We start from the raw sequence: 7,986 nt of genomic DNA on the forward strand, positions 1-7,986 counted from the left end.
CGCTGACCACCCAGCCCCAGATGATCCGGGAGCGGCCGAGCCGCGCGCCCCGGGCGACCAGCAGGCCGCGCCCCTTGGCGGCCTCGTCGTGGGTGACGATGTGGACGTCGAGGTCCGGGCCCGATTCGCGGGCGACGGTGGCGCTGACACCGGGGCGGAACACGGACTGCCAGGAGCGCCGGCGGCTGACGCCCAGCACGATCTGGGTGGCGTTGCACCCGCGGGCGAACTCCAGCAGCGCGTCGGGGATGTTGTCGCCTATGACGTGGTGGAAGGTACCGCCGAGGTCCTCGACCAGGGTCCGCTGGACGGCCAGCTCCTTGGGCGAGGCGGAGGTGAGCCCGTCGCTGGCGGCGATGTAGACGGCCAGGACCTCGCCGCCCGCGCCCTTCTCGGCGAGCCGGGCCGCGCGGCGGATGAGCGTACGTCCCTCCGGCCCGCCGGTCAGACCTACGACGATCCGTTCGCGCGCCTGCCAGGTGGAACGGATGTTGTGCTCGCCGCGGTACTCCTGGAGGTACTCGTCCACCCGGTCGGCGACCCACAGCAGCGCCAGCTCGCGCAGCGCGGTCAGGTTTCCGGGCCGGAAGTAGTTCGACAGGGCCGCGTCGACCTTGTCGGGCTGGTAGACGTTGCCGTGCGCCATGCGGCGGCGCAGGGCCTGCGGGGACATGTCGACGAGCTCGATCTGGTCGGCGCGGCGCGCGACCTCGTCGGGCACGGTCTCACGCTGCCGGACGCCGGTGATGGTCTCGACGACGTCGCCCAGGGACTCCAGGTGCTGGATGTTGACGGTGGAGACGACGTCGATGCCGGCCTGGAGCAGCTCCTCCACGTCCTGCCACCGCTTGGCGTTGCGCGAGCCGGGCACGTTGGTGTGCGCGAGCTCGTCGACCAGCGCGACGGCGGGGCGCCGCGCGAGGATCGCGTCCACGTCCATCTCGGTGAACGTGGAGCCGCGGTACTCCAGCTCGCGCCGCTCGATGAGTTCGAGGCCGTGCAGCATCACCTCGGTGCGCGGACGGCTGTGGTGCTCGACGAAGCCGACGACGCAGTCGGTGCCCCGCTCGACCCGGCGGTGCGCCTCGGAGAGCATCGCGTACGTCTTGCCGACGCCCGGTGCCGCACCGAGGTAGATGCGGAGCTTGCCGCGTCCCATGTTCAGACTCTTCTTCTTCTCGACTCATCGGTGGCACGAAAGCTATGAACCGGCCAGATGGCCGATCACGAGACAACCGTGTCTTCGCCCCGCCGTTAAGAGATCTTGACGTGGTCCATACGGGCGCGCTGGAACTCTTAACGCCGCTCATACGTGAAGCGCCTGAAAAGGGCCCGGTCAGGCCTGGTGGGACACGTCTTGACGCACTCTCACCGGGCCGTGCCGTACAGGCGTCAAGGGCACGTGAAGACTGGAGCGGCGGCCGTATGGATGGCGCCAAGAACACTGGCGATCCGGCCACGGCGCTCGGACGCTGTCCTCACTTTGTCCGACGGAGGAACAGCGAGAGATGTCCATAGACATGGGAAAGCCGAGCACGGCAGGACAGGCCCCGGGCACGGAGGAGCCTCCTGATGCCGGCACGGGGACGCCGGCGGCGGGGGACCGTCACCGGCTGACGGCCCTCCAGGGCCTGGCGGCGCTGTCGCTGGACGCGATGGCGTCCGTGGCGTACGGGCCGGAGTCGATCGTGCTCGTCCTGGCGGCGGCCGGTGCTTACGGCATGGGCTTCACCCTCCCCGTCACCCTGGCGATCGCCGCCCTGCTCGCGGTCCTGGTGGCCTCGTACCGGCAGGTCATCGCCGCGTTCCCGGACGGCGGCGGCTCGTACGCCGTCGCCAAGCGGCACCTCGGCCGGCGTACGAGTCTGGTGGCCGCCGCCTCGCTGATCCTGGACTACGTGCTGAACGTCGCCGTGTCCGTCACGGCCGGCGTCGCCGCCCTGACCTCGGCCTTCCCGGGGCTGTACGGGGAGCGGGTGTGGATCTGCCTGGGTGTCCTGGTGCTGGTCACCGCGGTGAACCTGCGGGGGGTCGTGGAATCCGCCAAGGCGTTCCTCGTGCCCACCGCCGTGTTCGTCGGGTCGATCCTCGCGATGGTCGTCGTGGGACTCTTCCGCGACGGTCCCGTCAGCACCGCCTCCGCCGACGGGCACGCCTCCGCGCTCGGCGAGGGTGCCACCACCGTCGGGGCGCTCCTGCTGCTGAAGGCCTTCGCCGCGGGCTGTTCCGCCCTGACGGGCGTCGAGGCCGTCGCCAACGCCGTACCGTCCTTCCGGGCGCCGGCCGCCCGCCGGGCCCAACGCACCGAGGTCGCCCTCGGCGCCCTGCTCGGCGTCATGCTGATCGGCCTGTCGATCCTGATCGGCCGCTTCCACCTCCAGCCCGTCGAGGGAGTGACCGTCCTCGCCCAGCTCGCGGACGCCTCCTTCGGGCACAACACGGCCTTCTACGTGGTCCAGTTCGCCACCATGGTGCTGCTGGCGCTCGCCGCGAACACCTCCTTCGGTGGTCTGCCCGTCCTGATGAGCCTGCTGGCCCGCGACAACCACCTGCCGCACCTCTTCGCCCTCAAGGCCGACCGCCAGGTCCACCGCCACGGCGTGCTCGCGCTGGCAGCCGTGTCCGCCGTACTGCTGCTGTTCTCCGGTGGCGACACCAACACCCTCGTCCCGCTCTTCGCCATCGGCGTCTTCGTCGGCTTCACCGTCTGCCAGGTCGGCATGGTCCGTCACTGGTACGGGGAACGGCCGCGCGACTGGCAGGCGAAGACCGCACTCAACGGCTTCGGTGCCCTGCTGACCGGTGTCTCTGCCGTCGTCGTCACCGCCACCAAGTTCACCGAGGGCGCCTGGCTGATCGTCGTCGCACTGCCGCTGCTCGTGCTCGGCTTCGAGAAGATCCACCGCACGTACGCCGAGATCGGGGAACGTCTGGAGCTCGGCCGGATTCCCCAGGCCCCGCATCGCTCCCGCTCCTTGGTCGTGGTCCCCGTCTCCGGACTGTCCCGCCTGACCAGCCAGGCCCTCACCGCCGCCCGCTCACTCGGCGATGACGTCCTCGCCGTGACCGTCACCCACCCGGCCCCCGAGGACCGCCGGATCGCCGAAGCCCTCCGGCGGGACTGGGAGTTGTGGAAGCCCGGCGTCGAACTGATCGAGGTCTCCTCGGAAACCCGCTCGCTCGGCCGCCCCCTGTCGTCGTACGTGCGGAAGCTGGCGCAAACCCATCCCGACGCGCAGGTGACCGTCCTGATCCCGGAGACCGAACCGGCCCACCTCTGGCAGCGGCTGCTCCAGAACCAGCGCGGCTCCGTCGTCGCCCACGCGGTCCGCCGCGACACCGATGCCGTGATCTGCCGGCTGCGCTTCCGCATCACGGCCGACGCACGCTGACGTGCGTTGACGCCCCTCTGACGGCGGCTTGACGCGTCTCGTGCGCCGCCGTCAACAAGGCGCCAATTCCTGCGCCGACTCGGGTGCTCCTGGCACAACGGGCGCTAGTTTTCTGCCTGTTGCGCCGCCGGGAACCTCTCATACTCACATGACGGCCGAGGGGGTCCATGGGGGACGGTTCCCGGCGGCGACACCCCTCTCCCGCACCCCGGCCACGAGCTGCCGGGGCTGCCACGCCTCGAACCCATCCAGAAGGTCGCTTCATGCCTCCCGCCGCCGCGCAGCACGTTCCTCCGGGTCTCGGGACACCACCGCGGACCCCGACCAACCGACCGTCCCGGAAACGCTCCGGCCAGGTGAACGTGGTGGACCCCGAACTGCTCGCCGCCTCCGCACGGGAGGCCGTCGGCAAGCTCCATCCGCGCGAACTGGTCAAGAAACCGGTGCTGTTCGTCGTAGCCGTCGGATCCGCCCTGACCACGCTCTCGGCGCTCATCCACCCGTCCGTCTTCACCTGGGTGATCAGCGTCTGGCTCTGGCTGACGGTCCTGTTCGCCAACCTCGCCGAGGCCGTCGCCGAAGGCCGGGGCCGGGCTCAGGCGGAATCGCTGCGCAAGGCGCGTACGGACACCGTCGCGGTACGGCTCAACCACTGGACGTACGGGGCGAACCTGAACCGGGCCGAGACCGAGGTGGTCACACCGGCCGAGCTCCAGCCCTTCGACTTCGTCCTCGTCGAGGCCGGCGAGCCGATCCCGGCCGACGGCGACGTGGTCGACGGGGCCGCGATGGTGGACGAGTCAGCCGTCACCGGCGAATCGGCCCCCGTCTTGAGGGAATCGGGCGGCGACCGGTCCGGCGTCACCGGCGGCACGACCGTGCTGTCCGACTCGATCGTCGTACGGGTCACCGCGCGCCCCGGCAACAGCTTCATCGACCGGATGATCGCCCTGGTCGAAGGCGCCACCCGGCAGAAGACGCCGAACGAGATCGCGCTGAACATCCTGCTGGCCGCACTCACCGTCATCTTCGTCCTGGTGGTCGTCGCCATCCAGCCGATGGCCGCCTACGCGCACGCCGCACAGTCCACGACCGTCCTCGTCGCCCTCCTCGTCACCCTCATCCCCACCACGATCGGCGCCCTCCTGTCGGCGATCGGCATCGCGGGCATGGACCGGCTCGTCCAGCGCAACGTCATCGCGATGAGCGGACGCGCCGTCGAGGCGGCCGGAGACGTGAACACCCTGCTCCTCGACAAGACCGGCACCATCACCCTCGGCAACCGCGAGGCCGCAGCCTTCATCCCGCTGCCCGGCGTGGATCACATCAAGCTGGCGGACGCCGCCCAGCTGTCCTCGCTCGCCGACGAGACGCCCGAGGGCCGCTCCGTCGTCTCCCTCGCCCGGCAGTACGGACTCCAGCCGGCCGCCGCGGAGGACCTCAGCAACCCCCGCTTCACCGAGTTCAGCGCCCGGACCCGGATGAGCGGCATCAACCTGAGCTGGGCGGGCGGCGCCGGCTGCGCCATCCGCAAGGGTGCGGTGACGCAGGTCTGCGACTGGGTGGTGGCGCGCGGCGGGACCGTACCGCCGCAAGCAGCTGCCTGGTCGGCCACCGTGTCCGAGTCCGGGGGCACGCCCCTGCTGGTGGCCGTCCACGACTGGGACGGCCCGAGGGTGCTCGGGATCATCCACCTCAAGGACGTGGTCAAGGAGGGGATCCGGGAGCGCTTCGCGGAGCTGCGCAGCATGGGGATCCGCACGGTCATGGTGACCGGCGACAACGAGCTGACGGCCCGCGCCATCGCGCAGGAGGCCGGCGTCGAGGAATACCTCGCCGAGGCCACCCCCGAGGACAAGCTCGCCCTCATCACGCGGGAACAGGCCGGCGGCAAGCTCGTCGCGATGACCGGCGACGGCACGAACGACGCCCCGGCCCTGGCCCAGGCGGACGTCGGCGTGGCGATGAGCACCGGCACCTCGGCCGCCAAGGAAGCCGGGAACATGGTGGACCTGGACTCCAACCCCACCAAACTCATCGACATCGTCGAGATCGGCAAGCAACTCCTCATCACCCGCGGCGCGCTCACCACCTTCTCGATCACCAACGACGTCGCGAAGTACTTCGCGATCATCCCGGCCATGTTCGCCTCGGCCTACCCGGGACTCGAAGCCCTCAACGTCATGGGCCTGAGCAGCCCGACCTCCGCCATCACCTCGGCGATCATCTTCAACGCCCTGATCATCGTCGCCCTCATCCCGCTCGCCCTGCGCGGCGTCCGCTACAAGCCCGCCTCCGCACACGACCTGCTGCGCCGCAACCTCGGCGTCTACGGCCTCGGCGGCCTGATCCTGCCCTTCGTCGGCATCAAGCTCATCGATCTCGTGGTCTCCGCCGTCCCCGGCATCGGCTGAGACCGGCCGCCGGGGCCGGCGTCGGCGAGGTCGCGCACGGTCGCCATGTCGCTGAACGGGAGCAGTTCCTCGCCCACGATCTGATGCGGTTCGCTGCCCTTTCCGGCGATCAGGACGATGTCTTCGGGCCGTGCGGCGGCGAGCGCCCATCCGATGGCCCTGCGCCGGTCCGCGCAGCGCTCGTACGGGGTGCCGGTGGCCGCGATGCCGGGGGCGATCTGGTCCAGGATCGCCTCGGGGTCCTCGGTCCGGGGGTTGTCCGAGGTCAGGACGCACAGGTCGGAGTGGGTTCCGGCGATCCGGCCCATCTCGGCCCGCTTGGTGGTGTCCCGGTCGCCGCCGCAGCCGAAGACGGTGATGACCCGGCCGCGGGCGAAGCCCCGGATGGCCGTGAGGACCTTGTCGAGGGAGTCCGGGGAATGGGCGTAGTCCACGATCACCGACGTGCCGGTGGGGGTCACGAAGCGCTCGAACCGGCCCGGTACGGGCTGCATCTGCCCGAGCGCGGCGACCAGTCCCTCCAGGTCGTGCCCCAGCACCCGGCAGGCCGCCACGGCCGCCAGGGCGTTGGACACGGAGAACCGGCCCGGCACCGGGACGGCCGCCGCGTACGTCCGGCCCGCGTGGTGGAGGGTGAACCGGGTGCCGGAGGCGTCCGCCACCAGGTCCGCCGCGTGGAAGTCGGCCTCCGCGTCGTCGAGTCCGTACGTCGTCACCGCGCCCGGCATCATCGCTCGGATCCGCATTCCCACGGCGTCGTCCACGTTGACCACCGCGTGCCGGCAGAGTCCCTGGAACAGCCGGAGCTTGGCGTTCGTGTAGCGGTCCATCGTGCCGTGGTCGTCCAGGTGGTCCTGGGTCAGGTTGGTGAAGACGCCGACGTCGACGAAGGTGCGGTCCATCCGGTACGTCTGCAGCGCCATCGAGGTGGCCTCCAGCACCACGCTGCCCGTGGCCCGGTCGCGCATGCGGCCCAGGAGGTACTGGAGGTCGGGCGATTCCGGGGTCGTCAGCACCGAGTGAGGCATCGGGATCACCTCGTCGCCGATCCTGCTGCCCGCCGTCCCGATGACGCCGACCGAGGCGCCCTCGGAGATCCTCAGCAGCGACTCGACCATGTACGAGATGGAGGTCTTCCCGTTGGTCCCGGTGACCGCCACCACGTCCATGTGCCGCCCCGGCTCGCCGAAATAGCGGGAGGAGGCGACGGCGGCGGCCTTGCGGGTGTCGGCCACGCGTACGACGCACACCGAGGGCGGCAGTTCCCGCTGGGGCGGCACGCTGACGGCTCCCGCCGCGTCGACGAGCACGGCCACCGCCCCGCGCGCGAGCGCTGCACCGATCGCGGCGGGGCCGCCGCCGCGGTGCCCGGGTACGGCGATGAAGAGCGAGCCCGGTACGACCCGGCCGACGTCGAAGGTGGTCCCCGCGGTGATCCGGGTGGACGCGGCGTCCCCCTGGATGACGTGGTGCTCGTGGCCGGTCAGCAACCCGTTCAACTTCACGGTGGTCCCTTCGGGAGCGGCGGCGGCCCGGTGTGCGGCACGCGCCTGGCGGCAGCGCCGACGGATGGCCGGCGCCGCGGTGATGGGGTGGGGGCGGGGGAACGCCCCCGGGCGACGGGACCGGGAGGGGTCGGGGCGCGGTGGTCCGGCCGGGGATGCCGGGGTGGGGCCGGCCCGGGAAGGGGTACGGGAAGGGCCCGGACGGGGTGGGACGGCGGCGGGAAGCGCTAGCCGTGGCCGTGCGGGGCGCCGCGGCCGACCGTGGGGGCCTGGCCGTCGACCGCGGTCCGCGAGCTGACGCCCGTCCGGTCCGCGCAGGTCGCACGCGTGGTGGGGACGGCCTGCGGCAGGCACTCCTCCGTGACGCGTGTGCGGTTCATGGGCCGAGTGTACGCGCGCCCGGCCACCCCCGGACGCCATGCGGGAGCCGGTCGACGGCTCCGCCGTGTGGGCGTGGGCGAGGTACGCGTCGACCTTGCGGTCGTCCGCGGAGGTGGGGCACGGGCCGTCGAGCGCTCGGCAGTCCCGGCCGGCGTAGCAGTGCTGCCGTCGGCCCGTGCCTCGGTGCGCCCCCCGCGAGGGGGGGGCGGGGGGCGCGCCCCCGGGGGGTGGTTTTTACCCGGGGGGGGGATTCGCCCACCGGTGGCGCGTGTGCGAAGGGGGGGGGGAGGGCGC

General features: G+C 71.6%; 5 protein-coding genes. 2 read left to right on the forward strand and 3 right to left on the reverse strand.

All coding sequences use genetic code 11. The annotated features are described in order from the left end of the window. The coding region (locus ACFXA3_RS27460) for a universal stress protein (RefSeq protein ID WP_385191066.1) at positions 1-1,159 on the reverse strand (1,159 nt) is incomplete at its 3' end. A 349-nt stretch (positions 1,160-1,508) separates the two neighbouring features. On the opposite strand from ACFXA3_RS27460, the gene ACFXA3_RS27465 reads away from it, so the two are divergent. Together ACFXA3_RS27465 and kdpB are read left to right on the forward strand one after the other, a co-directional pair. After that, on the forward strand, positions 1,509-3,392 hold the full coding sequence (locus ACFXA3_RS27465; RefSeq protein ID WP_385191068.1) for an APC family permease: 1,884 nt from the start codon (positions 1,509-1,511) through the stop codon (positions 3,390-3,392). A 263-nt stretch (positions 3,393-3,655) separates the two neighbouring features. Beyond that, positions 3,656-5,806 carry a potassium-transporting ATPase subunit KdpB gene (gene kdpB, locus ACFXA3_RS27470; RefSeq protein WP_385191070.1) on the forward strand — a complete coding sequence of 717 codons (2,151 nt, stop codon included), beginning with the start codon at positions 3,656-3,658 and terminating at the stop codon, positions 5,804-5,806. Here kdpB and ACFXA3_RS27475 read toward each other — a convergent pair. Together ACFXA3_RS27475 and ACFXA3_RS27480 are read right to left on the reverse strand one after the other, a co-directional pair. Then, positions 5,722-7,311, reverse strand: coding sequence for a UDP-N-acetylmuramoyl-L-alanyl-D-glutamate--2,6-diaminopimelate ligase (locus ACFXA3_RS27475; RefSeq protein WP_385191072.1), 1,590 nt, complete (start codon positions 7,309-7,311; stop codon positions 5,722-5,724). The genes kdpB and ACFXA3_RS27475 overlap by 85 nt on opposite strands. A gap of 227 nt (positions 7,312-7,538) precedes the next feature. Then, a complete protein-coding gene (locus ACFXA3_RS27480; protein WP_385191074.1) occupies positions 7,539-7,691 on the reverse strand; it encodes a hypothetical protein in 153 nt (50 codons plus the stop codon). Between the last annotated feature and the right edge of the window lie 295 nt (positions 7,692-7,986).

Origin of the sequence: Streptomyces sp. NPDC059456 (assembly GCF_042750055.1) — a bacterium.
Lineage (GTDB): Bacteria > Actinomycetota > Actinomycetes > Streptomycetales > Streptomycetaceae > Streptomyces.